At 63.0% G+C, this 25,781-nt stretch carries 25 protein-coding genes; 6 read left to right on the top strand and 19 right to left on the bottom strand.

Going from position 1 to position 25,781, the window contains the following annotated elements; genetic code table 11:
* Window positions 1-57: 57 nt before the first annotated feature.
* The 3 genes from BT173_RS00125 to BT173_RS00115 all read right to left on the bottom strand — a co-directional run bounded on the left by BT173_RS00125 (window position 58) and on the right by BT173_RS00115 (window position 3,895).
* The gene (locus tag BT173_RS00125) at window positions 58-2,814 is read right to left on the bottom strand and encodes a M16 family metallopeptidase (protein WP_072426593.1); all 2,757 of its coding nucleotides are present in this window, start codon (window positions 2,812-2,814) and stop codon (window positions 58-60) included.
* Window positions 2,815-2,978: 164 nt separating this feature from the next.
* Window positions 2,979-3,479, bottom strand: a complete 501-nt coding sequence (locus tag BT173_RS00120) for a GNAT family N-acetyltransferase (RefSeq protein WP_072426592.1) — start codon at window positions 3,477-3,479, stop codon at window positions 2,979-2,981.
* On the bottom strand, window positions 3,476-3,895 hold the full coding sequence (locus tag BT173_RS00115; protein ID WP_072426591.1) for an acyl-CoA thioesterase: 420 nt from the start codon (window positions 3,893-3,895) through the stop codon (window positions 3,476-3,478). The genes BT173_RS00120 and BT173_RS00115 overlap by 4 nt, the downstream gene beginning before the upstream one ends.
* Window positions 3,896-4,020: 125 nt before the next feature.
* On the opposite strand from BT173_RS00115, the gene BT173_RS00110 reads away from it, so the two are divergent.
* Both BT173_RS00110 and BT173_RS00105 read left to right on the top strand, forming a co-directional pair.
* A complete protein-coding gene (locus BT173_RS00110; RefSeq protein WP_072426590.1) occupies window positions 4,021-4,947 on the top strand; it encodes a Dyp-type peroxidase in 927 nt (308 codons plus the stop codon).
* A gap of 29 nt (window positions 4,948-4,976) precedes the next feature.
* The gene (locus tag BT173_RS00105) at window positions 4,977-5,921 is read left to right on the top strand and encodes a carbohydrate kinase family protein (RefSeq protein ID WP_072426589.1); all 945 of its coding nucleotides are present in this window, start codon (window positions 4,977-4,979) and stop codon (window positions 5,919-5,921) included.
* A 67-nt stretch (window positions 5,922-5,988) separates the two neighbouring features.
* On the opposite strand, the gene BT173_RS00100 is transcribed toward BT173_RS00105, so the two are convergent.
* From BT173_RS00100 to BT173_RS00090, 3 genes are all read right to left on the bottom strand, one after another.
* Window positions 5,989-6,537, bottom strand: a complete 549-nt coding sequence (locus BT173_RS00100; RefSeq protein ID WP_072426588.1) for a cysteine hydrolase family protein — start codon at window positions 6,535-6,537, stop codon at window positions 5,989-5,991.
* A gap of 45 nt (window positions 6,538-6,582) precedes the next feature.
* Complete coding sequence (aroE, locus tag BT173_RS00095; RefSeq protein WP_072426587.1) at window positions 6,583-7,395, bottom strand: shikimate dehydrogenase; 813 nt, start codon at window positions 7,393-7,395, stop codon at window positions 6,583-6,585.
* Between the two features lie 87 nt (window positions 7,396-7,482).
* Entirely contained in the window at window positions 7,483-7,935 is a 453-nt protein-coding gene (locus tag BT173_RS00090) for a rhodanese-like domain-containing protein (protein WP_072426586.1), read from the bottom strand.
* Window positions 7,936-8,233: 298 nt separating this feature from the next.
* Between BT173_RS00090 and glnA the strand changes: the two genes are divergently transcribed.
* Window positions 8,234-9,643 carry a type I glutamate--ammonia ligase gene (gene glnA, locus BT173_RS00085; protein WP_072426585.1) on the top strand — a complete coding sequence of 470 codons (1,410 nt, stop codon included), beginning with the start codon at window positions 8,234-8,236 and terminating at the stop codon, window positions 9,641-9,643.
* A gap of 138 nt (window positions 9,644-9,781) precedes the next feature.
* Window positions 9,782-10,309, top strand: coding sequence for a TIGR00645 family protein (locus BT173_RS00080; protein ID WP_072426584.1), 528 nt, complete (start codon window positions 9,782-9,784; stop codon window positions 10,307-10,309).
* Between the two features lie 59 nt (window positions 10,310-10,368).
* Here the strand turns inward: BT173_RS00080 and BT173_RS00075 are convergent, their stop codons facing one another.
* From BT173_RS00075 to BT173_RS00025, 11 genes are all read right to left on the bottom strand, one after another.
* Window positions 10,369-10,986, bottom strand: coding sequence for a 2OG-Fe(II) oxygenase (locus tag BT173_RS00075; RefSeq protein WP_072426583.1), 618 nt, complete (start codon window positions 10,984-10,986; stop codon window positions 10,369-10,371).
* A 62-nt stretch (window positions 10,987-11,048) separates the two neighbouring features.
* On the bottom strand, window positions 11,049-11,645 hold the full coding sequence (gene metW / locus BT173_RS00070) for a methionine biosynthesis protein MetW (protein ID WP_072426582.1): 597 nt from the start codon (window positions 11,643-11,645) through the stop codon (window positions 11,049-11,051).
* On the bottom strand, window positions 11,642-12,787 hold the full coding sequence (metX, locus tag BT173_RS00065) for a homoserine O-succinyltransferase MetX (RefSeq protein ID WP_072426581.1): 1,146 nt from the start codon (window positions 12,785-12,787) through the stop codon (window positions 11,642-11,644). Before metX ends, metW begins: the two co-directional genes overlap by 4 nt.
* 39 nt (window positions 12,788-12,826) lie before the next feature.
* On the bottom strand, window positions 12,827-13,924 hold the full coding sequence (locus BT173_RS00060; RefSeq protein WP_072426580.1) for a DegT/DnrJ/EryC1/StrS family aminotransferase: 1,098 nt from the start codon (window positions 13,922-13,924) through the stop codon (window positions 12,827-12,829).
* Between the two features lie 22 nt (window positions 13,925-13,946).
* A complete protein-coding gene (locus BT173_RS19910; RefSeq protein ID WP_072426579.1) occupies window positions 13,947-14,399 on the bottom strand; it encodes an acyltransferase in 453 nt (150 codons plus the stop codon).
* Window positions 14,396-14,806: a sugar 3,4-ketoisomerase gene (locus tag BT173_RS00050; protein WP_072426578.1), complete on the bottom strand. Its 411-nt coding sequence runs from the start codon at window positions 14,804-14,806 to the stop codon at window positions 14,396-14,398. Before BT173_RS00050 ends, BT173_RS19910 begins: the two co-directional genes overlap by 4 nt.
* Window positions 14,807-14,878: 72 nt before the next feature.
* The gene (locus tag BT173_RS00045; protein ID WP_072426577.1) at window positions 14,879-15,826 is read right to left on the bottom strand and encodes a glycosyltransferase family 2 protein; all 948 of its coding nucleotides are present in this window, start codon (window positions 15,824-15,826) and stop codon (window positions 14,879-14,881) included.
* 28 nt (window positions 15,827-15,854) lie between these two features.
* Window positions 15,855-16,916, bottom strand: a complete 1,062-nt coding sequence (locus BT173_RS00040; protein WP_072426576.1) for a glycosyltransferase family 2 protein — start codon at window positions 16,914-16,916, stop codon at window positions 15,855-15,857.
* Window positions 16,917-18,725 carry a lipid A export permease/ATP-binding protein MsbA gene (msbA, locus tag BT173_RS00035; RefSeq protein ID WP_072426575.1) on the bottom strand — a complete coding sequence of 603 codons (1,809 nt, stop codon included), beginning with the start codon at window positions 18,723-18,725 and terminating at the stop codon, window positions 16,917-16,919.
* 73 nt (window positions 18,726-18,798) lie between these two features.
* A complete protein-coding gene (locus tag BT173_RS00030; protein WP_072426574.1) occupies window positions 18,799-20,835 on the bottom strand; it encodes a methyl-accepting chemotaxis protein in 2,037 nt (678 codons plus the stop codon).
* A gap of 78 nt (window positions 20,836-20,913) precedes the next feature.
* Complete coding sequence (locus BT173_RS00025) at window positions 20,914-22,074, bottom strand: alpha/beta hydrolase (RefSeq protein WP_072426573.1); 1,161 nt, start codon at window positions 22,072-22,074, stop codon at window positions 20,914-20,916.
* A 152-nt stretch (window positions 22,075-22,226) separates the two neighbouring features.
* Between BT173_RS00025 and BT173_RS00020 the strand changes: the two genes are divergently transcribed.
* The gene (locus BT173_RS00020; RefSeq protein ID WP_072426572.1) at window positions 22,227-22,484 is read left to right on the top strand and encodes a hypothetical protein; all 258 of its coding nucleotides are present in this window, start codon (window positions 22,227-22,229) and stop codon (window positions 22,482-22,484) included.
* 34 nt (window positions 22,485-22,518) lie between these two features.
* On the opposite strand, the gene BT173_RS00015 is transcribed toward BT173_RS00020, so the two are convergent.
* Entirely contained in the window at window positions 22,519-23,253 is a 735-nt protein-coding gene (locus BT173_RS00015; RefSeq protein ID WP_072426571.1) for a substrate-binding periplasmic protein, read from the bottom strand.
* 192 nt (window positions 23,254-23,445) lie between these two features.
* On the opposite strand from BT173_RS00015, the gene BT173_RS00010 reads away from it, so the two are divergent.
* A complete protein-coding gene (locus tag BT173_RS00010; protein WP_072426570.1) occupies window positions 23,446-25,302 on the top strand; it encodes an ABC transporter ATP-binding protein in 1,857 nt (618 codons plus the stop codon).
* Between the two features lie 174 nt (window positions 25,303-25,476).
* Here the strand turns inward: BT173_RS00010 and BT173_RS00005 are convergent.
* A partial coding sequence (locus tag BT173_RS00005) for an IS3 family transposase (RefSeq protein ID WP_139255971.1) occupies window positions 25,477-25,781 on the bottom strand: 305 nt, incomplete at its 5' end.

The following is a 25,781-nucleotide window of genomic DNA, read 5'->3' as shown; positions in this document are numbered from 1 at the left end:
CCGCACATAAAAAAACGCCCGCAAGCTGCGGGCGTTGTTCATTGCACCGGTCTGGGCTTACTGCGCCGCCGGCTTGGCCTGGGCGAAATCGCCCGCGTAGACATGCACGAGCTTGCTCGGGTCGATATAGCGCTTGATCACCGCATTCACCTGCTCGAGCGTGACGGCCTGCACACGTGCTTCCTGCTCGGCGGTGAAGCGCATCGTGCGCTGCAGGAAGAGCTGGTTGCTCAGGCTGCTGGCCAGGCTGCCGTCCTGGCTGCGGGCGATGGTGGCCGCCTGCAGCAGGCCGCTGCGCGCCTCATCCAACTCCTGCTGGCTGATGCCTGCCTCGACCAGCTTGGCCACTTCCTCGCGCACGGCGTTTTCCACCCGCAGGCGGTTGCTCGGTGCGTAGATCGCATACAGGCCCAGCGAGCCGCCATCGTCCAGCCCGCCTACCTGCAGCCAGCTGCCGGCGCCGTAGCTGATGCCTTCTTTCTGGCGCAGCCGGTCCATCAGGCGGTTCTTCAGCGCACCACCACCCAGTACGCGCGCGGCCAGTGCCAATGCAGGGTAATCGGCCGAGCTGTCGAGTAGCTGCACCGGCAGTCCGCCGAAATAGGCGGCATTCGCCTTGTCGGGCGTTTCCAGGCTCAGCGTGGCCGGTTTGACTGGCTGGAACGGTTCGGCCACCCGCGCATACGCTTCGCGTGCGCGCCAGTCGCCAAACAGCTGCGCCAGCTGGGCCTTGGCGGCCGGGGCGTCGAAGTCGCCGACCAGGGCCAGTTGCGCGTTCTGGGCGCCGTAGAAGCGCTGCTGGAAGGATTTCAGTTCCGAGAGCTTGACCGCTTTCAGCTCGGCAATCTGCTCCTCGAAGCTCGCGCTATAGCGCAGATCGCCCTTCGGATACGGATTGTCGTGGCGTGCCAGCGCCAGTTGGCCAAGCGCCTCGGGCTGGCGCATCTGGTCTTCCAGTGCGGTCAGCGCTTCGGTGCGTAGGGTGTCGAACTCGGCCGCAGGGAAGGTCGGCTCGCGCAGCACGCTGCGCAGCAGGGCCAGCAGTTGCGGCAGCTGCTGGCGGCGGGTTTCGAACTGCACGCTCAGGGTCTGGCCGCTGTGCTCGATCTCCACCTTGGCCTTCAATTGTTCCAACTGGTCGGCCAATTGCTGGCGGTTCAGCTTGCCGGCGCCGCGCAACAGCATCTCGGCACTCAGCTCCATCACTGTGCTGCGCTTGAACAGCGACTTTTCATCGCCCATGCGTAGCTTGAGCACGCCGCTGACGGTATTGCCGCGCGTCTGCTTGGGCAAGAGGGCCAGCTGCATGCCGTTCTTCAGCGTCAGCCGCTCGGTGCGTGCCTCGATGTTGGCCGGGCTGGGGTCGAAGGTTTCGCCCGCGGCGAGCGCGGCACGGCCTTGGTAGCCGGCCAGGACCTTGTCCAGCTCGGGGGCCGCGGGTATCTCGGTGCGCTGCGGCTTGTCGGTGGGGATGAACTGGCCGAGGGTGCGATTGCTCTCGCGCAGGTAGTTGCCGGCCACGCGCTGTACATCGGCCAGCGTGGTGGCCTCGATCTGGTCACGCTGCAGGAAGAGCAGGCGCCAGTCGCCCGCGGCAATCGCCTCCGACAGGCTGACGCCAAACGCCACCGGGTCACTCAGGGTTTTGTCGAAGTTGTTCAGCAGCGCCGTCTTGGCGCGCTGCAGCTCGGCCGCGCTGATCGGTTGCTTGCCCAGACCTTCCAGTACGCCCAGCAGCGCCTTGCGGGCGGCGTCGCGCGACTGGGTCTTGTTCAGCTGGGCCATGAACAGTACATAGCCAGGTTCGCGTAGCTCGAACACGCCCGCATCCACGCCGGCGGCCAGCTTCTTCTCCACCAGGGCCTTGTGCAGGCGGCCGGTCGGGGTGTCGCCCAGGATCTGGGTCAACAGGCTCATCGCCACCGCATCGGGGTGCGAGGCCGGTGCGACATGGTATTGCACCGCCACGATCTGGGTATCACCCACGCGGTTGACGCTGACCTCACGTGCGCCGTCCTGGGCCGGGTCACGCGTATAGGTGGCAGGCAGCACGCGGCTGGGTTTGGGGATGGGGCCGAAGTATTCGGCCACCTTGGCCAAGGTGCGCGCCGGGTCGAACTTGCCGGTAATGGTCAGTACCGCGTTATCGGGCTGGTAGTGCAGGCGGTAGAAGGCCTGCAGATTCTCGATCTTGACGTTCTCCACATCGGTACGCGCGCCGATGGTGCTCTTGCCATAGTTGTGCCACTGGTAGGCACTTGCGGCCATCTGCTGCATGAGGATATTGGCCGGGCTGTTCTCGCCCATCTCCATCTCGTTGCGCACCACCGAGAATTCGGTGTCGAGATCGGTGCGCGCGATATGGCTGTTGACCATGCGGTCCGCTTCCATCATCAGCGCCCAATCGAGGTTCTCCTCGCTGGCCGCGAAGGTTTCGTAGTAATTGGTGCGGTCGAACCAGGTCGTACCATTGAAGCGCATGCCGCGCTTGGCGAATTCCTGCACGATGGTTTTGCCCGGCAGCTTGTCGGTGCCCTTGAACACCAGGTGCTCGAGCAGGTGGGCCATGCCGGTTTCGCCGTAGTTCTCATGCCGGCTGCCGACCAGATAGGTGATATTGACCGTGGTGGTCGGCTTGGAAGCATCGGGGGCCAGCAGCACGCGCAGGCCATTCGGCAGTCGGTATTCGGTGATGCCTTCCACGCTGGGGCCGGCTTGCACGCTGGCGGGCAGTGGCGCGGCGTCGGCCGCCAGGACGGGCAGGGAAAAGCCGAGGGATACGGCCAGCACGAGGCTGAGCGGCAGGATGCGCATGAGATCTCCTTGTTCTAGGGCGCCAGGCGGCATGGGCCCGGCTGCGGTTTCTGTAGGGCGTGTTTGGGCGCCGATGGGGGCGGAGTGTAAGACGCGATGGTCGCCAAGGCATGGTATTGGCGACTAAGCCCGCGTTTGGCGGGCTGAACTGCGACAGTGCTGGCTCAGCTGCGTTCCGCCATGCCGCGTAGGGTGCCGCCGGTGGCGCGGCAGATGCGCCACTCGGGCATGATGGTGGCGCCGAGCTTGCGATAGAACTCCAGCGCCGGCGTGTTCCAGTCCAGTACCGCCCATTCGAAGCGGCCGCAGTTGCGTTCGACTGCGCGGCGCGCCACATCGCGGAACAGCGCTTCGCCGATGCCATTGCGGCGGTACTCGGGCAGCACGAACAGGTCTTCCAGATACAGGCCGGGCTTGGCCACGAAGCTGGAGTAGTTATGGAAGTAGATCGCGAAGCCGACCGCATGCGCGTGGCCGCCCCGATCGACCTCGGCGATCAGCGCCTCGATATAGGGGCGCGGCCCCCATAGATGCTCATGCAGCTGTTCGGCCGTGCCCGTGCATAGATGGCTGAGCTTTTCGTATTCGGCCAGCTCGCGCACCAGGCCATACAGGGCCGGCGCATCGCCAGGGCGGGCCTCGCGGGTGGTAAAGGCGACCTTCATGCTGGCGCTCCGCTTAGCTGCGCACGCAGGGTGTCGGGCAAGGGCAGCGCGCTGCCGCTGGTGTAATCGCACCAGACGATGACCGCCTCGGCCTCGGCGGCCGTCTGCTCGGGGGCATCGTCGCGGCTCAACCGGTGGGCAAGGGTAAAGCTGCGATTGCCGATCTGCTTGACGAAGGTTTCCACCCGCACTGCGCAGGGGTAGACCAGCGGCTGGCGGAACTGACAGCTGCTGGCGGCCAGGATGGGGCCGCTGCCGCCACTCAGCGCCACGCCCCAGCCATGCCGGGCCAGCCAGTTCACGCGCGCCTCTTCGCAAAAGCGGTAATACAGCGTGTTGTTCAGGTGGCCGAGCGCATCCATATCCCCCCAGCGCATGGCAAACACGTCGACGGTCAGGGGCGGGGCGGCAGTCATGGCGGGCACTCGGGCGGGAAGACAAGCGGGAAGATATAGCGGCTGGGCCTGATTTGTCCAAGCCTGTACCGCGAGAGGCCAGCTAGAATCGAGGCCTGTCGCTCATCTTGCCTCTATCGCCGACCATGTCGCCTCTCTCTCTTGCCCAAAGCGCCATCTGTCCGGCCATGCATGCGCATGGTCAGTTCCTAACTCTGGACCTGGCTGAACAGACCACGCCGCCAGCCGCACTGGCGGCGCTGGCCCGCCTGGCCGAGCAGCTCGACCACTGGGCGGCGGCCGCGCCCGCCCTGCGTAATTGCTGGGCCATCGGCATCGGTGCCGAACAGTGGTCAACGCTGTTGCCCACGGCCGCACCGCGCGAGCTGGCACCGTTTCCCGCCCTGGCCGATGCCGTGCAGCCGCTGGCCATCCAGACCCACACCGCCTTCGTGCACTTGCGCAGCGAGGCCTTTGACCAGTGCTATCTGGCCGGCCAGCAAGCGCTGGCGGCGCTGGAGGGTGCCTTGGTGTTAACCGAATCGACCGCGGGCTTCCGTTACCTCGACAGCCGCGACCTGACCGGCTTTGTCGACGGCACCGAAAACCCGGCCGAGGACGAGCGCCCCGAGGTAGCGTTGGTCGATGACGACGGCGCCTTCAATGGCGGCAGCTATCTGCATGTGCAGCGCTATGTGCACGATATGCGCAAGTGGCAGCAGACGCCGCTGGGTACGCAGGAGCGGGTGATAGGCCGAAGCAAGCAGGACGATGTGGAGATGGCTGACGAGGACAAGCCGGCCAGCGCGCATATTGCCCGCGTGGTGATCGAGGAGGCGGGCGAGGAGCTGGAGATCGTGCGCCAATCGATGCCCTATGGCAGCCTGGGCGGCGAGGCCGGCCTGATCTTCCTTAGCTACTGCAAGACGCCGACCACCTTCAGCAAGATGTTGACGCGCATGTTCACCCGTCGCGATGGACACAGCGACCAGCTGCTGCATTTCACGCGCGCCGCCAGCAGCAGCGCCTATTTCATGCCGCCGCGTGCCATGTTGGCAAGCTGGGCGCTATAACAAACCATTCCCCATCCAGGACTTCACTCATGGCTACCCTGATCTGCGGCTCCGTCGCCTACGACACCATCATGGTCTTTCCCGACCGTTTCGACCGCCACATCCTGCCGCACAAAGTGCATATGCTGTCGGTGTCCTTTCTGGTGCCCGAAATGCGCCGCGAGTTCGGCGGCTGCGCCGGCAATATCGCCTACAACCTGAAGCTGCTGGGCGGCGAACCGATCGTGATGGCCACGGTAGGCCAGGATTTCGCCCCCTATGCCGCTCATCTGACTGCGCAGGGCATACGCCGCGACTGCGTGCGTGAGCTAGCCAGCCATTTCACCCCGCAGTGCTATATCACCACCGACCTCGACGATAACCAGATCGCCGCCTTCCACCCGGGTGCGATGAGCGAATCGCATCACAATAGCTTTGCGCCGGTCGCGGCCGAGCTGCGCTATGCGATTGTCGGCCCGGATGGTCTGGATGGCATGCTGGCCCGCTGCCGCGAGCTGGCCGCCGCCAAGGTGCCGTTTATCTTCGACCCGGGCCAGGGCACGCTGCTGTTCAGCGGCGAGCAGCTGATCGACTGCATCAGCGCGGCCAAGGTCGTGACCCTCAACGATTACGAGGCTGAGCTCGTGCACCAGAAGACCGGCAAGAGCCTGGCCGAGCTAGCCGCCCTGACCGAGGTGCTGATCGTGACCCTGGGGGGCGATGGCTCGCAGATCTTTGTCGATGGGCGTGAAATCCGTATTCCAGCCGCCAAGGCTACGGCCCTGGTCGACCCGACCGGCTGCGGAGATGCCTACCGTGCCGGCATCCTGTTTGGCATGGAAAAGGGCTGGGACTGGGAAACCACCGGTCGGCTGGCCTCGCTGCTTGGCGCGATCAAGATTGCCCAGCGCGGCGGACAGAACCACCGCTTCGACCGTGCTAGCTTGGCAGCGGATTACCAGGCGGCGTTTGGCCGCGCCTTGCCTAGCTGGTAAATACGCGGGCTGCAAAACATCAGCCCCCGTCGGCTTGCGCTGGCGGGGGCTTTGTTTTATGTGGCGCTTAGCTAGCGCCGGGCGTGAACACGATCTGTGCGCAGGGTCTCGCCACGATCGGCGGGCCGAAGCTGGTCAGATCGGGCAGGGTGGCATTGTGGTGCTGGCGGATCTGCACGGCGCTGGCATGCGCCTTGTCGTGTGTGGTGTGCGCATCGGCGGCCAATTGCACCGGGTAACCGAGTGCAGCGGCACGGCGCGTGGTGCTGTCCACGCAGTACTCGGTTGCATAGCCGCATAGCACCAGATCGCGCACACCGCGCTCGGTCAGCCAGTCCTGCAGCGCGGTGCGCAGAAAGCTGTCCGGCGTGGTCTTGCGCAAATAGGCATCACCTGGCGCTTGCTGCAGGCCCTCGGCCAACTGCCAGCCGGCCGACTGGTAGGCGAGCCGTCCGGCCAGGCTTTCGTGCTGGATGAAGAGCACCGGCGCGCCGGCCGAGCGCGCGCGTGCACTCAGGCTATTGATGCGCGCAATCACCGCCTCGGCCTCCTCGGGCCGCGGTGAGACGTCGAACAAGGCAGCCTGGACATCGATGATCAGCAGGGCGGTAGACATGGTGAGCGTGGGTTTCCTGGTAGAGCGATGGTTGGCTGGATGCGCTTACAGGCCGGCGCGCAGCTCGGCCAGCACGGGTGCGGTATCGGGGCGCACGCCGCGCCAGAGGAAGAAGGCCTCGGCGGCCTGCTCGACCAGCATGCCCAAACCATCCAGGCGGCACTGCACGCCCGCGGCGGCGGCTTGGCGCAGGAAGGCGGTTTCCTGCTTGCCATACATCATGTCGTAGACCAGGCCATCGGCCTGCCATACCGTGGCGGGCAGCGGCAGGCTGTCGCCGGCCAGGCTGGCCGAGGTGGCGTTGATGATCAGGTCGAAGGACTGCGCAGGCAGCTCGTTCAGGCCGCAGCCCTGCAGCAGGTCCGGCTCATCAAACTGCTCGGCCAGCGCCACCGCCTTGGCGGCGGAGCGATTGGCAATCAGCAGTTGCCCTGGTTCCTCATCCAGCAGCGGTCCAATCACGCCACGCGCGGCACCGCCGGCACCCAGCAGCAGGATGCGCAGACCCGCCAGCGATAGATGACGCTGCAGATCGCGCACCAGGCCGGCGCCATCGGTGTTGTCGCCCACCACGCCCTCGTCGTCCAGCCAGAGCGTATTCACCGCGCCGGCCAGCTCGGCTCGCTCGGTCAGCACATTGGCAAAGGCGTAAGCCTGTTCCTTGAAGGGTACGGTCACGTTCAGCCCATTGCCGCCCATCACGAAGAATTCCGCTGCGCTGTCGATAAAACCGTCCAGCGGCGCTTCCAGGCGCGTGTAACTGAGCACTTGCTGGGTTTGCGCGGCGAAGGCGGCGTGGATAAGCGGGGATTTGCTATGGGCTACCGGGTGGCCGATGACGGCGTAGCGATCTGTCATGTTAAGCGTGGGCTCCGCGGGGCTTTGGCACCCGCGTCTCAATCAGTTAAGGGAGGTGCGCACCTAGCCGGCGCGCATGTGACGGGGTCAGCCCTGCGACCAGGGCAGGCCGCGACCTTTCCAGCCATTGGTCTGACCACGATGGCCGGCCGCATCACGGTCGCCTTCGAAGCCTTCCAGCACGTTGTAACACTCGCTGTAGCCATTGGCGGCAGCCAGGGCGGCAGCCTCATGCGAGCGCGCGCCGGTGCGGCACAGGAAGAACAGCGGCTGTTCGGCATCGGTCTGGTGCTTGAGCTGCTCGAGGAAATGCGGATTGGGCACCATGCCGGGCCAGCTCTTCCATTCCACCTTGATGGCCTGCTCGGGCGCGCCGACAAACTGCCACTCGGCCTGGGTGCGTACATCGATCAGGCGCGCATTCGGCAGGCTGCTGAGCAAGGCATGCGCTTCATCGGGGGTCAGCGCGCCGGAATAGGGCAGGTTCTGGGCTTCGGCACGCGCATGGGCGCGTTGGAGCAGCTCGTTCTGTTGCGACATGGTGATCTCCGCGAGGTGAGGCTGGATGACAGGATTATGGCAAAGAACCAGATGCGGCGACGAAATGCACCAAAACAATGCGCAATGGCAAATTATGAACCATAACGGTGCATTTCATTTGGCGCACATGCCCCTGTATGGCGCATTTGCTAGTCGCCAGGCCGTGGCACGCTTCATGCTAAATTGCTGCCGAGCGCGCATGCTGCGGCTGCAAAGTGCGCGACGACTCTCTACAATCTGATTCCCCGCCGGCCTATTCGATGGCCGGTTACCCCGGACATCCACAGGAGTTATGAGCATGGCGGTCGCCGACGTTCTGAAGCAAATTAAAGAAAACGATATCCGTTTCGTCGATCTGCGTTTCACCGACACCCTCGGCAAGGAACAGCACGTGACCGTGCCGTCGCACGTGGTCGATGAAGAGTGGTTCTCGAACGGTCACGCCTTCGACGGTTCGTCGATTGCTGGCTGGAAGGGCATTCAGGCTTCCGACATGCTGCTGATGCCGGATCCGAGCACCGCCAATATCGATCCTTTCTTCGATGAGCCGACCCTGTTCCTGACCTGCGACGTGATCGAGCCGGACACCGGCAAGGGCTACGACCGTGACCCGCGTTCCATCGCCAAGCGCGCTGAAGCCTATCTGAAGGCCTCGGGCCTCGGCGACACCGCCTACTTCGGTCCGGAACCTGAATTCTTCATCTTCGACGGCGTGCAGTGGAACGTCGACATGACTGGCTGCTTCCTGAAGATTACTTCGGACGAAGGCGCCTGGGCATCGGCGACTGACAGCGAAGGCGGCAACAGCGGCCACCGTCCGCGCGTCAAGGGCGGCTACTTCCCGGTTCCCCCGGTCGACAGCCATCAGGACATCCGCGCTGCCATGGTCGTGGTGCTGGAAGAGCTGGGCGTGCCGGTGGAAGTGTTCCACCACGAAGTGGCCAACGCCGGCCAGAACGAAATCGGCACCAAGTTCAGCACCCTGACCCAGCGCGCTGACTGGACCCAGATCCTCAAGTACGTGGTGCACAATGTGGCCCACCAGTACGGCAAGACCGCTACCTTCATGCCCAAGCCCATCGTGGGCGACAATGGCTCGGGCATGCACGTGCACCAGTCGGTCTGGAAGGATGGCAAGAACCTGTTCGCCGGTAACGGCTATGCCGGTCTGTCCGAATTCGCAATCTACTACATCGGCGGCATCATCAAGCACGCCAAGGCACTGAACGCGATCACCAACCCGGGCACCAACTCCTACAAGCGTCTGGTTCCGCACTACGAAGCACCGGTCAAGCTGGCCTACTCGGCTCGCAACCGTTCGGCCTCGATCCGCATTCCGCACGTGGCATCCGACAAGGGCCGCCGTATCGAGGCGCGTTTCCCGGATCCGCTGGCCAACCCCTACCTGGCTTTCTCGGCCCTGCTGATGGCCGGTCTGGATGGCGTGCAGAACAAGATCCACCCGGGCGACCCGGCCGACAAGAACCTGTACGACCTGCCGCCGGAAGAGGATAAGCTGATCCCGACAGTGTGCGCTTCGCTGGACGAAGCCCTGGCAGCCCTCGATGCAGACCGCGAGTTCCTGACCCGCGGCGGCGTGTTCACCAATGAGTGGATCGACTCTTACATCGAACTGAAGATGAACGATGTGAACAAGATCCGCATGACCACGCACCCGGTCGAATTCGATATGTACTACTCGCTCTAATCAGCGTGTAGCTTCGCATCGAAGCAAAAGGCCCGCCCCCTAAAAAGGGCGGGCTTTTTACTGCGCGCCTGGCTTGCAAAGGCGCGCCAGCTATGGATACTTACGCGTCCTGTCGTTTGCCCTACCGAGAATGAACCGATGAAGCCCGCTATCTCCCGCATGGAATCCCTGATCTTCGCCAGCCGCTGGTTGCAGGCCCCGCTCTACCTGGGTCTGATCGTGGCGCAGGGCGTCTACGTGTACCACTTCCTGCACGAACTCGTGCATCTGGTCAGCCATGCCACCACCTTCACCGAGACCCAGATCATGCTGATCGTGCTCGGCCTGATCGATGTGGTGATGATCGCCAACCTGCTGATCATGGTGGTGATTGGCGGTTACGAGACCTTCGTGTCCAAGATCGATTCGCTCGACAAGCATGAGGATCGTCCCGAGTGGCTGTCGCATGTGAATGCCGGCGTGCTGAAGACCAAGCTTGCGCTGGCGCTGATCAGCATTTCCTCGATTCACCTGCTGAAGACCTTTATCGGCCTGAGCGACCCGTCGACCACCCACCCAGCCGGCTACCATGCCAGCGTGATGTGGCAGGTGCTGATTCACTGCACCTTCCTCTTGTCCGCCATCGTGATGGCGTACACCGACAAGTTGATGCAGCCCAAGCACTGATCGCTGGGGAGCAAGATGCAAAAAAGGACGCTATGGCGTCCTTTTTTGTTGGTGGTCGGCTAGCTTGCGCGGCGCAGCCAGCCGGTTACCGACCAGCGCGGCCGCGAGGCTGGCTGTACGGCATGCCAGAAGCGTTCGGAGCGGAACAGCACCAGTCGCCCGCCCTGCGGGGCGATATCGCGGTATTCACGACTACCTTCGGCATCCAGCCACAGGCGCAGCTGACCGCCGTCCGCCTCTTGCCAATCCTCGTTCAGGTAGAGCACGCAGGAAATCACCCGCGCATCGTTATCGCGGAAGCGGTCGAGATGGCGCTGGTAGAAGCCACCCGCCGGGTAGTGCGCATAGTGGAACTCGCCCTCGCGGATGCCGAGGAAGAGGTGGGCATTCAGCGCGGCCTGTAGTTGCTCGATCTGTTGCCAGTATGGCTGCTCGGCCGGCTGGTGCTGCTGCGGGTCCAGCCAGCGCACCGCATCGCTGCGGATATCGTCGCGCACGCTCTGCTGCTGGGCGCGGCCCACACCGGCGCGGTGGAACTCCCCGGCCTCCAGACGCCGTGCGCCCTCTTCGCGCAGGGCGCGAATCTGGGCCGGATTGAGGAAATCATCCACGACTACCCAGCCATCCTCGGCCAGGCGGTCAATATAGCTGGGTAAAGCTTGCTCGAAACCATGCATTGCGCTGCGTATTCCAAATAAAAAAGGCGCGCATCGGCGCGCCCGGTGGTTCAAAACAGTGGCTAGCGACGCTCGAAGCGCACCAGGGCCAGGCTGCCGAGCAGATTGGGCAGGAAGGTGATGCGCCGCCCCTGGTGCATGACCATCTGGCTGGTGATGCGCGCGCCATGGCTGGTTAGTAGCGCATCGAAGTCATTCAGCGTGCACAGGTGGATATTCGGCGTGTTGTACCACTGGTAGGGTATCGTCTCCGACACCGGCATGCGGCCCAGCGCCAGCTGATAGCGGTTTTCCCAGTAACCGAAGTTGGGGAAGGTAACGATGCCGGTGCGACCCACGCGCAGCATCTCGTCGATGATGGCTTCCACATGCTTCATCGACTGGATGGTCAGCGATAGCACCACATAGTCGAAGCTGTCGGCCTCGAAGCCGGCCAGGCCCGATTCCAGGTCGCGCTGAATCACGTTCACGCCACGTGCCACGCAGCCGATCACCCCCTGCATATCGATCTCGACCCCATAGCCGCTGACAGCCTTGGCATCGCGCAGATGGGCGAGCAGCTCGCCATCTCCGCAACCGAGGTCGAGCACGCGTGTCTGCGGCGCAATCCAGCTGGCGATACGCGCGAGGTCGGGACGCAGTTCTGTTTTCGTACTCATACGCCCACCTCCTCTGCCACGCGGTTCAGGTAGGCGTGCATCAATTGCATATACGGTTCATCGGTCATTAAAAACGCATCGTGGCCATGCACTGACTCGATCTCGGCATAGCTGACGGATTTCTTCGCATCCAGCAGCGCCTTCACCGTCTCGCGCGAGCGTTCGGGTGAGAAGCGCCAGTCGGTGGTGAAGCTGACCACCAGGAACTTGGCCGGTGTGGCCTCTAGCGCCTTGGGCAGGCTGCCGCCAAAGTGGCGTGCCGGGTCGAAATAGTCGAGTGCCTTGGTCATCAGGAGATAAGTGTTCGCATCGAACACATCGGCGAAGCGGTCGCCCTGGTAGCGCAGATAGCTTTCGATCTCGAACTCGGTCTCGTAGCTGAACTGATAGCCACCCTCCGCCTTCAGCTGACGGCCGAACTTGCCGCCCATGCCTTCGTCGCTCAGATAGGTGATGTGACCGAGCATGCGCGCCAGCTTCAGGCCACGCCGCGGCACGACGCCCTTATCGTAGTAGTCGCCGCCGTGGAAATCCGGGTCGGCCAGGATGGCGGTACGCGCTACATCGTTGAAGGCAATATTCTGTGCCGTCAGCTTGGGGGCCGAGGCGATGGTCAGGCAGTGGCGTACACGCTGCGGGAAGGTTACCGTCCAACGCAGCGCCTGCATGCCGCCCAGGCTGCCGCCGATCACGGCCGCCCATTTATCGATGCCGAGTCGGTCGGCCAGCAAGGCCTGCGACTGCACCCAGTCGTTGACCACTACCACCGGAAAGGCCGAGCCCCAGGGTTTGCCGGTGGCTGGGTTCAGGCTGGCTGGTCCGGTCGAGCCATGGCAGCCGCCCAGATTGTTCAGACCCACCACGAAGAAACGATTGGTATCGATCGGCTTGCCCGGCCCCACCATGCTGTCCCACCAACCCGGATACTTGTCCTCCGCCGTATAACGCCCGGCCACATGGTGGTTCCCGGATAGCGCATGGCAGATCAGGATCGCATTGCTGCGCTCGGCATTCATCTGGCCATAGGTCTCGTACATGAGCTGGAAGCCAGGCAGCACGGCACCGCCCTGCAGCTGGAAAGGCGCATCGAACACCGCGCACTGGGCGGTGACAAGGCCGACGGATTGGGGGGCTTGGGTCATGGCCTAGAGGTGGGTAATGGAGGTTGGCAAGCTGTCGGATTAAAGGGCCGCACGTACAGCTGCAATCACGGCGTCGACGTCGGCGTCGGAGAGATGTGGTCCCATGGGCAGGCTCAGTACTTCCTCATGGATGCGCTCGGCAATCGGCAACTGCCCGCGCGCAATCGACAGCTCGGCATAGGCGGGTTGCAGATGCGGTGGCGTGGGGTAATGAATGACCGTGCCAACCCCTGCTGCTTGCAGGCGCGCCTGTAGCTGGTTGCGCTGTGCATGGCGTACGACGAATAGATGCCAGACCGGTTCCATACCCTCTGGCACGCTGGGCAGCTGGAGCGGCAAGCCTTGCAAGCCGGCCAGATAGCGCGCCGCTATGGCACGTCGGCGGGCATTATCGGCATCCAACAGATTCAGCTTGGCGCCGAGCAGCGCGGCCTGCAGCTCATCCAGGCGGCAGTTGTAACCCTGCACCTCGTTGACATACTTGGTGCGCGAGCCGTAGTTGAGCAAGACGCGCACCTGCTCGGCCAAGACCGGGTCATTGGTGGTGACGGCGCCCGCGTCGCCCAGCGCGCCGAGATTCTTGCCCGGATAGAAGCTGAAGCCGGCGGCATCGCCTAGGGTACCGACACGGCGACCCTTGTAGTACGCGCCATGCGCCTGTGCGGCATCCTCGATCACCTTCAAACCATGCTTGGCGGCAATGGCCAGGATAGGGTCCATATCCGCCGGCTGGCCATACAGGTGCACGGCCATGATGGCGCGCGTGCGCGGCGTGATGGCGGCTTCAATGCGCGCGGGGTCGAGATTGTAAGTGGCTTCCACCGGTTCAACCGGCACCGGGGTGGCGCCGGCATAAGTCACGGCAAGCCAGGTGGCGATATAGGTGTTCGAGGGCACGATGACCTCGTCGCCGGCACCGATGCCATAGCCGCGCAGGATCAGGTGCAGGGCGTCGAGGCCGTTGCTGACACCAATCGCATGCTGGCTGCCGCAATACTGGGCGAAATCAGCTTCGAATTGCTGCACCTCTTTACCCAGGATGTACCAGCCGGATTCGAGCACGCGTGCAAACGCGGCTTTCAGGGCATCGGCTTGGCGCTGGTTGATGGCTTGGAGATCGAGAAAGGGAATAGACATAAGAAGACTCGGAGAATACGGATTACAGCGTGCGCAGCACACGGGCAGGATTGCCGACCACCACGCTATGCGGCGGGACATCGCGGGTCACCACGCTACCGGCACCCACCATGGCGCCTGCGCCTATGGTAATGCCGGGCAGGATCGTGGCATTGGCACCAATGGAGGCACCCGCCTGAACCAACGTGCGTGGAAAACTGGCCGGATATTGTTTGGAGCGCGGAAACGGATCATTGCTGAAGGTCACGTTCGGCCCGACAAACACATCGTCTTCCAGGGTGATGCCGTCCCACAGCTGGACGCCGGATTTTACCGTCACCCGGTCGCCAATCAGCACATCGTTCTCGATCAGGCAGTGCGAGCAGATATTGGCATCGCGGCCAATGCGCGCGCCGGCCAGGATGACCACGAACTGCCACACCCGACTGCCGGCACCAATCTGCGTGCTTTGCACATCGCTAAGCGGATGAATCATGCCTGCGGCTCCTGTTCGACCAAGGCCATGAACTGGGCCTTGTCGCGGATATAGTCGCTTTCGTCATACAGCGCGCTAGCAAGCACCATCAATACGCAGTCTTCCGAGAAGTCATACATCTCACGCCAGATCATCGATTCCACCAGCAGCCCCTGCGCCGGATTGTCGAGCAGCAGTTCGATCTGCTCGCGACCATCGTCGAGCAGAAAGCGGCAGCTACCGCGCACCGCCACCACCAGCTGCTTCAAATCGCGATGGGCATGAAAGCCACGCCGTACGCCAGGCTTGGTTTCAAACAGGTAATACACGCGCCGCACGGTGAAGGGCACATTACGCCCCTCTTCCAGCGCAATCAGCGAGCCGCGATCATCACCGTGCTTTTGTAAGGGGAACAGCCGAATATCCATAGTTGATTCTTCTTTGATCGCATTGATCAGCCCGGCAGGGTGGCTGCCGAACCATTGCTAATGGCTAGCGAATTACTTGTCCAAAATGCGCCGGAAATTGGCTTGAATCCGTTGCAGGCGATAATGGCACGCCGCTATCCAATACCAAGGCCGCGGTAGAAGTCGCGCCAGATACTGATGGGCTGCCATGATGGGCGGCGCAGACAAGCCATCCTTCCTTAGTTGGTACATGATCCGGTACACACCTGTCCGATAGCTAAGACGCAATAGCGGCGATGCAACTGCGTGGGAACTGGATGGCAGATAGCTGCGAAACAGTTCATACAGTTCCAGACGCGTGCTTTTGTTCTGTGCATTGACCGCGCTTTGCTGCAGGCCATGGACACGAAACGCGCACAAAGGCGTGTCGATAAAGACCAGCTCTCCCTGCTGGCAAAGACGTAACCACAACGCTAAGTCGACCAGCTGCTTGTAATGCGGGTCAAATCCTTGATCGGCGTATGCTCGGCGGAACATCACGACCGAGGGCTCGCCCACCTTATTCTCTCCGTGGGTTAAACAGTGCCAGATAACGGCTTGTCCAGAATAAAGCCCGCCCTTCCCTAGGTCGAGCATACGTCTGCCCAGCATGTCATGCTCATCCGCTGTACGCCGGGCAGAAACTGCAAGTGTTGCGCGCGGGTGGGCATCCAGGGCCTTGGCAAGGGTCGATAAAGTCGCAGGGCTAATGAAAAAGTCATCACCAAACAAATACTGGACATACTCCCCCTTGGCCTGGGCTAGGCACCAATTCCAATTGGCCACCATGCCAAGATTGGTGGTGTGCCGATGGAAGATGAAGCGCGGATCATGGCCGATGTGTTGGCGCACCACCGCCTCGGTGCCATCTGTGGAGGCGTCGTCACTGATGATAACTTCGAAATCTGTGCAATCCTGCCTCAGTAAGGACTGCAGGGCTTGGCCGATAAAGCGGGCATAGTTGTAAGTCGGGATGAGAATACTGATCTTGGGCTGTTGCATTTTGAAGGTATTCCAAGGACGGACAGGCCTAAATGGCCAGCTTCTTGCGCAACTGCTTGCGCCAAGCGCGCACGGGCACCAGGCCGATCAGTATTCGCTTCATGACACCGACCAAACGCCCTTTTAAGGACTGCCGACCCAAGAGCGCATGCATGCGGCTGTTGAGCGCCTGGCTTGACTCGCGACTCATCTTGCCGGCCAATTTGCTGAACAGGCTCATCGCAAGCTTCTGGTTGCCGCTGGAGTCCGCCAGCATCATGCCCGCCGCGATGAAACGAGCCGCATCATCGTGGCGTCGATTCTGCATGGAAAACTCCCCCATATTCATCAGATAGAACGCCAGCGTATCAAGCCTTCGTTCCGGCTCCACAAGCTCGGCGACGACCTGCAGCCGCGCGGGGAACCAGCGCCAATACTGCTTGTGGATATTGTTATCGTGATGCCGATACAGATACACGACATCAGGGTAAAAGCGGACTTTGTAGTCCCGCCAGACAATGACCGACATGGGATAGTCGTCGAGGATGAATTTCTCTCTGACCCAGCTTAGTTCGCCGTAGAGGCGGTGCGAGTAGACGGCCCCTTGGGTCAGCAGGCAACCATGGGTGTCATTGGATGCCAGTAGGCTGGAAACCGCTGCGCAGCCTCCGCTTGACTGGGCGTGCTCTACTTCAGCCGTTTCGAAGGGCTTAGGGGGCGTACTCGGATAGTCGTCACCGATGATGGCCCCATTGAAATAAACGGCATCTAGCGCTTCGGACGTGATGGCCTGCATGGCCTTGGCAAGTTTATCCGGCGTGTAGAGATCATCCTGAGACAAGATCGAGATGTAATCGCCACTCGCATGTTCAAACGCAAGCTGCAAGGCGCGCGTGGCCCCGCCATTTCGCGCAGGACTGAGCAGCGTAAAGCCATATTTCTGCTGCAGGGAACGTATCAAGGCCGCTGCCTCCGGTTTCGGAGAGCAGTCGTCAACCACAATCACCTCCCAGTTCGGGTAGGTCTGGGCATAAGCCGATTGAATGGCCGCCTCAATATGCGCCGTGTCGTTGTAATATGGAATCAGGATGGATACTTTTGCGATGGCCACTTAAATTTGCTCCTCGCCGGAAGGCGATATGGCGGACATAGATTGCTTGCTGTGTAAGCGCGCATATACCCCGCCACGGGTCAGCAGTTCCGCATGAGTGCCGATCTCGGCGATCCGTCCGCCCTGCATGGCCACGATGCGGTCGGCGTTTTCGATGGTGGACAGGCGGTGGGCGATGACCAGGGTGGTGCGGCCCTTCATTAGCACGTCGAGTGCAGCCTGCACCTGGCGTTCCGATTCGCTGTCCAGCGCGCTGGTGGCTTCGTCCAGGATCAGGATCGGCGCATCCTTGTACAGCGCGCGGGCAATGGCCAGGCGTTGGCGTTGGCCGCCCGATAGACGTACGCCGTTCTCGCCGATCTGGGTCTCATAGCCTTTGGGCATCGCTTCGATGAAGTCGGCCGCATAGGCGGCCTTGGCGGCGGCGCGCACCTTGTCCATATCGATCTGGCCGGCGCCATAGGCGATATTGGCGGCCAGGGTGTCGTTGAACAGCACTACGTCCTGGCTGACCATGGCGATCTGCTGGCGCAGATTGGCCAGCTGGTAGTCGCGCAGGTCCACGCCATCCAGCTTCAGCGCGCCTTCCAGTGGGTCGTAGAAACGCGGTAACAGCGTGGCCATGGTGGTCTTGCCGCCGCCCGATCCACCGACCAGCGCCACCACTTCGCCCGGTGCAATGGTCAGGTCCACGCCATCCAGCGCCCAACGCTCGCTGCTGCCATAGCGAAAGCGCACATTCTCGAAGCGGATTTCGCCGCGCGCGCGCGCCACGGTATGGGTCCCGGTATCGGGCTCGCTCGGTCGGTCGATCAGGCCGAACACGGTTTCGGCGGCCGCCAGACCGCGCTGCAGCTGCTCGTTCACCTTGGTCAGGCTCTTGATCGGCTGCTGCAGCTGCAGCATTTGCATGATGAAGGTGATAAATGCGCCGGCAGTCAGGACATCGGCCTGGCTGCGCAGCGAGGCGAAATAGATGATGGCCGCCAGTACCACGGCCACGATCAGCATCACCACGCCCGAATTCAGCGCCGAGGTGGTATCGAGCTTCACCATCGCATGGCGCACATGCTTGGCCGCCTGGTCGAAGCGGGCTTCCTCATAGGGTTGGCCGCCGAATACCTTGACGATGCGCTGACCACCCAACGATTCATCCAGGATGCGCACCAGATTGGCTACCGCGTTCTGGCCGAACAGGCTCAGCCGGCGCATGCGCTTGCCCATCAGGGTCACGCAGATGGCAATGCCGGGGATCACGGCAAAGCAGAACAGGGTCAGCTGCCAGTCGATGATGAATAGCGAGGTGAGCAGCAGGATGACGGTGAGCGAATCCTTGAACAGTACGGTCAGCACCTGGGTATTCGCCTGGGTGATCGCGCCCACATCGTTGGCCACGCGCGACAGCAGCACACCGGCGGATTCCTGGTCATAGGTGGCGACTGGCAGGCGCATCAGGCGCGCAAACATCAGGCCGCGCAGATCGTGCTGCACGCGCGCAGCCAGCCAGGATGCGGCATAGGCATTCACATAGGTGGCCACGAAGCGCAGCACGGCCACGCCAAGCAGCGCGACCGGCACCCCCCATAGCGGCCAGTTGCTGGTGATGTCGCCTGGCAGAATCTTACCGATCAGCGGCAGCTCGCCGGCCTTGCCGCCGAAGTTCATATCGATCAGGGGCTGCATCAGCCAACCGAAGCTGGCCTCGGTCACGGCCACCAGGCCTAGGGAGAGCATCGAGGCCAGCAGCGGCCACTTGTAGACCAGCGTATGCCTGAGGATGCGGAAATAGAGTTCGCGGCTGCTTTGCACGGGACAGTTTGGATAAGGGAATCAAGGCGGCATTGTAACCGCCTTGCCGGTGAAAGCCCCGGTGCGTGATGCGCTAGGCGCTCAGCCCGCTCAGGCGGCCGTTCAGGGTAACGGCCACGCCAGCCAGCTGGTTGGCGGTTTCATCTTCCAGCGCGCATGCCTCGGCGTTCTGTTGCGCCATATTGGCGATGCGCTCCACGCTTTGCGCCACGACATGGCTGGCCGTGGTCTGCTCGCGCGTGGCATCGGCAATATCGCTGACGATGGTCACCACCTGCTCGGACTGGCGGCTGATCTCCGCCAGTACTTCGCCAGCGGCGCGCACGGTCTGCACGCCATCCTGGGTCATGCGATTCACCACCTGCATGCGTTGTGCGGCGTTCTGCGTCTCAGTCTGGATGCCGGCCACCATCTGGGTAATCTCGCCGGTGGAGCTGCTGGTGCGCTCAGCCAGCTTGCGCACCTCGTCGGCCACCACCGCGAAGCCGCGCCCATACTCGCCCGCGCGGGCTGCCTCGATGGCGGCATTCAGCGCGAGCAGATTGGTCTGCTCGGCGATATCACGGATCGTGCTCACGATGCCGGTGATTTCCTTGGAATGCTCGCCCAGACTGACGATGGCCTGTGCGCTCTCGTCCACCGCGCTGGAGATATTGCCCATTTCCTGCATGCTCGATTCGATGCGCTGGCGGCCCAGATTGGCCGAGTCGCGCACCGCGTGGGTCAGCTGGCTGGCCGACTGGGTATGGCTGGCCACCTCGGCAATGCTTTGCGACAGCTCTTCCATGGCGGCAGCCATTTCCGAGGCTGCGCGGCTTTGCTGCTGGCTGGCATCGGCAATTTCACTGGTCTGATTCTTCAGCGCGGCGGCCGATTCATTCACCTGGGTCGAGGCTACGCTGACGCCGTGCACAAGCTCGCCCAGCTTGCCGGCCATGCCATTGATCTCCTGGGCCAGATTGTCCATCTCGTTATGCGAACGCGGCTGTCCTTCCGGCAGGCGGGTGGAGAAGCGCCCCTGGCCGATGGCTGCCAGGCCCGATTGCACGCTTTTCAGCGGCTGCAGGCGCGCCGAGATGGTCAGATACAGCAGCAGCACGGTCACCAGCGCCGATACCACGCTCAGCAGGATCAGCTTGCGCTGCAGATCGAGCGCGCCCTGGATGAACTCATCGGTAAAGCTGCCAGCCGCGATATGCCATTTCCAGTTCGGGTTGTAGGCATACACGACGAATTTCTCGGCCTGGTCACCATCGCGTGCCGTCTGGTAATGGAAGTCGCCCTGCGGGTTGGCCAAGAGCTCGCGCGCCACGTCCTGCATGGCCGGGTCACCCAGCTCGCGTACGGTCTTGCCGACATTGTCGCGCGCGATCATCAGCCGCCCCAGGTCCTCCCCTTCCTCGGGCGCCATGGCGAAGACGGAACCGCTTCGGCCGATGGTGATGCCGGCGAGGATCTTGTTCACCGCCTCGATATCGCCCGCCAGCGGCACGCGTACCGAGTAATAGCCGAGTAGGGCGCCGTCTTCCCCCTTGATCGGCTCGGCACGGCTTACGCTGTATTTGCCATTGCGCAGGATGATGTCCAGATAAGGCTTGCCGGCCAGGATGGCGGCGGCCACCGGGTCATCGTCCTTGATGATGCTGCCCACCATGGGCTTGTCGTCCTTCTTCAGCAGGGTGGCGGTGCGCACGAACTTGTCGCCCACGCGCTGCACCACCGCGCCTTCCAGCCCATCGCTGGCCTTCTTGAACGCTTCCAGCGGGGCCAGATTGCCGGTCATCACCTGGGTATCGGTGGCCAGCACCGGCACGCTCATGCCGGCCAGCTCCACAGTCTCGCCATTCGGCTTCAATGTGCCGCCGATATAGTCATGGAAGATGGAAATCTCGCGTTCACCGCGCCGCTTGGCCGCGCTATAGGCCACATCCAGCAGGCCATTCAGCACATTCAGGGTATTGCCCAGATTGCGCTTGGCTTCCGACACCGCCACGGCACGGGTCTGGGTGGCCACGTAAACGGTGATGGCGCTGAATACGATGGTGCAGACCAGGCTGCAGACGATCAGTACCTGCAGGGAAATACGGGCATTGCGAAAGGCTTTCAGCATGGCTTTGTCTCCGTGGCGAGCGCCTGGCGGGCCTGTGGCCGAGGCAGCTATCCAACACTATAGGCAAGGCCTGCCTGATCAGTGTGGCGTGATGCTCCTCAGCCACTGCTGCAGCGCCGCATACACGGCCGGGTGCCTGAGCTGGCCCATATGGCCGATGCCACCCAGCTCGACGCGTGCCACATCACCCATCAGATCAGGGTCGGTCGCGCTGCGCAGCGGCACCAGGCCATCACCCAGCATCTGCGCGGCTGGCTGCTGCGGGTGGCGCAACATGGTGCTGGCCACGAGGCGGTAGGCCACGCCGGCCACCAGCGGCTCGGTCTGGCCGCTGATCGGGTCGAGCAGACCGTGGTGCAGGTCCTGCACGCCTTGGCTACGTTGGGCGGCCAGCTCAGCCAGCGGGCTGCTGACCTTGCTCACCTGCATGGCCACGGTAAGCAGGCGGCCGATGCGTTCGAGCGGTGCACCGCGATGCGGCGAGCCCACGCACACCACCATGCGTAGCGCGCCCAGCCAGCGCAGCTGTTGCTGGCTGGCCTGGTAGCTGGCGCTGCGTGCCAGCAGACCGCCCATGCTGTGCCCGACGAGCACTAGCTCATGCAGGCCAGGCAGCCCGGCCAGGCTGTCTTCCAGATAGCCGGCCAGTGCCGCTGCATTCGCCTGTATCGGCAGGCCGCTGTTGTAGCGCAGGTAGACGGGTAGATAGCCGAACTCCGCCTGCAGGCGCGGTCCGAAGGCGCCCTCGCCCTGCCAGCAGCGCTCATCCAGCGCCAGGCCGTGGATCAGCACGCACAGCTTGCCGTTGTGCGCCTGCAGCGCATCGGCCAGCGCTGCGCGGCTCAGCGGCTCGCTCGCGCCATGTGCGTACAGCGCCATCTCGAAGGCCAGCGGATTGGCATCGGCCTGCAGTGCATCGCCAAACGCGCCATTCAGCGCGCTTTGCAGCCGGCTGGCCGGCTGCTGGCTGGGCTTGGGGCGCCAGATGGCCCCGGCCAGCCCCAATAGTCCGCGCCCGCCCAGGCGCACTGCGCCATACGCGCCACCGAGCACCGCGTCGTGCACGCTGCGCACCAGCTTGACTGGCACGCTGATCACCGGCACGCGCTGCAGGGTGTCGAAGGACTTGTCGGCAATCGCCCTATGCATGGCTTCCACCTGGCCGGCGGTCTGCTCGAAGGCGGCTTTGGCGGCGGGCAGATAGCCGGCGCTAGGTGGCTTGGGGGGCGTAGTGGGCATGGGGCTGTCGGCTCGGTGGCGGTTGGGCGGCGCTGCCTGGCCATTATCCGGCCAAAGCCCGCCAAGCGAGCGATTGCCTTAGTCAGTAGCAGCAAACTATCTGGCAAAATCAGCGCTATCTGTTATCCCTCGCTGCGAATGCAAAGCCCATCATGATTCTCGATTTCGATATCTCGCCCGCTGACGATGCCCGCAAGGAGATCGCCGCCGTGCTCACCCGCATCGACAAGTTCCTGCAAGACCGCGAGACCGGGCTAGGCCATGCCAGCAAGGAAGACCTGAAGGCCTATTTGAAGATGATGTTCAATTTCTCCACCGATGTACTGAGCATGGTGGTGAACAAGGACAGCTATGAGCTGAGCCTGGAGCTTGGCTATGTGAAGATCGACTGCAAGCTCAAGCGCTATTGAGGCGTCGACTTACTCGTCTGACTGGGCTGCCTCCCTAGGGGCGCGCCTGCCAGCGTTGCAGAATGCGCTGCGGCGCACCGCTACGCTGCAGGCCCTGCAGGCTATGGCTGATGGCCGTGGCCCAGTGTGCTGCCTGTGGGTGGCGCGCATGGAAGGCGATATACAGCGCCAGCTCATCCACTCGCCCCCAATCATGCGGGGCTTCGCCCTCCTTCAGCTGCGCCGCCTCGCGCAGCGCCTGGTAGGAACCGGCCGACAACACCATCACATCAATCCCGCCCGCCAGTAGCTGGTGGAAGTTCGCCTGCTCGCTGGGCGACACCACGCGTACCAGCCGCTGCTGCAACAGCGCATCCGGGTATTCATAACCCAGGGTCATGCCCACGCGCAGTCCGCGCAGCACGCTGTAATCGCCGGGGCTGGCCGTGCCGGGCTTGCTACCAATCAAGTGCAGCGGTAGTACCAGCAGCGGCTGGCTGGGCCAGATGAATTGCGGCTGGCGCTCGCTGTTCTGCGCCACATCCAGCATGGCCTGGTAGTGACCGCGCCGGGTCAGTGCCAGGCAGCGGTTGTAGCTGCCGCTTTCAAAGCTCACCGTCAGCCCGGCCGCCTGAAAAGCCTCGGCTGCCAGGTCCACCATCGCGCCGGCCGGCTTGCCCTCGCGCGCAAAGGCCATCGGCGCCCAATCGTTTTCCACGCACACGCGTAACTGCGCCTGGGCCGGCGGCAGGGCGAGCAGGAAGACGATGAGGGCGGCGGGGCGGAACATGCGCTTCCTCATGGGTTGCACGGTCGGGTGGCGGGGCGCGGGTAAGCGCCTGATCAGCAATATATTCCCGTATCCGCCACAGCGCAGCATTGCTGTGCGCCCCGTGCATTGGCAGCGCCACAGCGGGCGGGCAGAATCGGGCGGACTGGCCACAAACACAGCGATAGCCAGCCCTGCCTGAGGAGGCCCCCCTTGTTTCACTGGTTCGAAAAACGCGTCAATCCCTACCCCGACACCCACCCCAAGCAACCCCCGGCCGGTTTCATGGCCTTCTTATGGGCCGGCACGCGCGGCATGCGCGGGCTGATTCTGGCGCTGATCGTCCTCACCGCCGCCATTGGCGCGTTTGAAGCGCTGCTGTTCAGCATGCTTGGCTCGGTGGTGGACTGGCTGGCCGATGTGCCGCCCCAGCAGCTGTGGGAACGCGAAGGCGACAAGCTGCTCTTGCTGGCCGGCATTCTGCTGGCCAGCCCGGTGCTGATTGCGCTGCAGGCGCTGTGCAAATACCAGGGCCTGTTCGCCAACTTCCCCATGCGCCTGCGCTGGCACTACCATCGCCATCTGCTCGGCCAGAGCATGGGTTTCTACCAGGATGAATTCGCCGGCCGCGTGTCGGCCAAGGTCATGCAGACCGCGCTGGCGGTGCGCGACTGCGTGCTCATCGTCTGCGACATCCTGGTCTTCGTCGGCATCTACTTCATCACCATGGTGGCCGTGGTGGGCGCCTTCGATATCAGCCTCCTGCTGCCCTTCCTGGGTTGGCTGGCGCTGTATGTGGCCACCTTGTGGTTCTTCGTGCCGCGCCTCGGGCGTTTGGCCCAGGCCACTGCCGATGGGCGCAGCCTGATGACCGGGCGCATTACCGATGCCTACACCAATATCAGCACCGTCAAACTGTTCGCCCACACCCAGCGCGAAGCCCACTACGCGCGCGACGCCATGCAGGACTACCTGGGCACGCTCTACCAGCAAACGCGCCTGATCAGCGGCTTCGAAATCGTCAACCACATCCTCAGCATGGGGCTGATCGCCAGCACGGCCGGCCTCACGCTCTGGCTGTGGATTCAGGGCGAAGTGGGCGTGGGCGCCGTGGCGGCCGCCACCGCCATGGCCCTGCGCCTGAACGGCATCTCGCACTGGATCATGTGGGAAATGGCCAGCCTGTTCGAAAACATCGGCACCGTGCAGGACGGCATCAACACCCTGTCGCGCGCCGTGGCCGTGCAGGATGCGCCCGACGCCAAGCCGCTCCAGGTCAGCCAGGGCGAAGTGCGCTTCGAAGCCGTGCGCTTTGCCTATGGCGACGCGCAAAAGCCGGTCATCGAACAACTCGACCTGACCATACGCCCCGGCGAAAAAATCGGCCTGATCGGCCGCTCGGGCGCCGGCAAGAGCACCCTGGTCAACCTGCTGCTGCGCTTTTACGACCTGAATAGCGGCCGTATTCTGGTCGATGGCCAGGACATCGCGCACGTCACGCAAGACAGCCTGCGCCGCCATATCGGCATGGTCACCCAGGACACCAGCCTGCTGCATCGATCCGTGCGCGACAACCTGCTCTACGGCCGCCCCGACGCGAGCGAGGCCGACATGATCGCCGCCGCCCGCCACGCCGAAGCGCACGACTTCATCCAGACCCTGAGTGACCCCAAGGGCCGCCAGGGCTACGACGCCCATGTGGGCGAACGCGGCGTGAAGCTGAGCGGTGGCCAGCGCCAGCGCATCGCCATCGCCCGCGTCATGCTCAAGGACGCCCCCATCCTGCTGCTGGACGAAGCCACCAGCGCGCTCGACAGCGAAGTGGAAGCCGCGATTCAAAGCAGCCTGTACCGGCTGATGCAAGGCAAGACCGTGGTGGCGATTGCACACCGGCTATCCACGATTGCGGCCATGGACAGGCTGATCGTGATGGATCAGGGGCGGATTGTGGAGGAGGGTAGCCATGCTGAACTGCTGGCCAAGGGCGGGCTGTATGCGCGCTTGTGGGCGCATCAGAGTGGTGGTTTTTTGGGGGAGGATGCGGAGGTATCAATCCAGGCTGTGATGTAGAAAAATCGGGTCACGTAATAGCGGTTTTGCCTGCATATGCCTCATGGCGTACTTCCCCCGAGGCTTGGTGTGTTTTGTTTCCTCAACCAGTGTGCAGAAAAATGTCTACGCTAGTCCCGCATCAGCTAGACACCAAATCTGGACTGTCCCGGAAACGGTAGACAACCTCCAGCCTCACGCCGCGGCTAGTTCAAAGGCCTCGGGACTGACGCCGCCAAGATGGCTATGACGGCGGACACGGTTGTAAAGCGCTTCGATATAGTCAAATACATCGGCGCGAGCCAATTCACGCGTTTTGTAGATGCGCTTACGGATACGTTCCTTTTTCAGGCTACTGAAGAAAGATTCAGCGACCGCATTGTCCCAGCAGTTCCCTCGCCGACTCATGCTGGGTTCGAGCCTATTGGCGGCACAGAAACGACGCCAGTCATCGCTGCCGTACTGTGAACCCTGGTCAGAATGGATTAAAACCGCGGCTT

This window comes from Chitinimonas taiwanensis DSM 18899, assembly GCF_900119825.1.
Taxonomy (GTDB): Bacteria; Pseudomonadota; Gammaproteobacteria; order Burkholderiales; family Chitinimonadaceae; genus Chitinimonas; species Chitinimonas taiwanensis.
The sequence above is the reverse complement of the archived record's forward strand: the minus strand, read 5'-3'. Positions and strand labels throughout refer to the sequence as shown.